Source organism: Vibrio rubrogenes (assembly GCF_059641415.1).
The window spans coordinates 1-337 of sequence record NZ_JCARSY010000142.1; the positions used below are offsets into that span (position 1 = coordinate 1).

The following is a 337-nucleotide window of genomic DNA, read 5'->3' on the forward strand; positions in this document are numbered from 1 at the left end:
ACAGCTTATCACGGCCACCAATGCCAGTGGCGAGACGGAGCGCTACACTTACGATGCGCAGCATGTGATTCAGTCGCGCGAGCTGGCCGGCGGGGCGATATTCCGCTGGGAATGGCAGGGCGAAGGAAAGCAGGCCCGGGCGACCCGCCAGTTCAGTAACCTGACCCAGGTGGATACCCGCTATGAATGGGATGAAGATGCAGGCACGGTGACGCTGACCAATAGTGACGGCTCACAACAGGTGTACCAGCATGATGGCAATGCCCGGCTGATTAAAGAAGTTGACGGCAGTGGCGGTGAATACCTCAAGGCTTACGATGACAAAGGTCGGTTGATA

The 337-nt window shown here is 57.6% G+C and carries 1 protein-coding gene; it reads left to right on the top strand.

All coding sequences use genetic code 11. From position 1 onward, the window contains the following. On the top strand, positions 1-337 hold a 337-nt coding region (locus AC55NX_RS20935; protein WP_496997485.1), incomplete at both ends, for a hypothetical protein.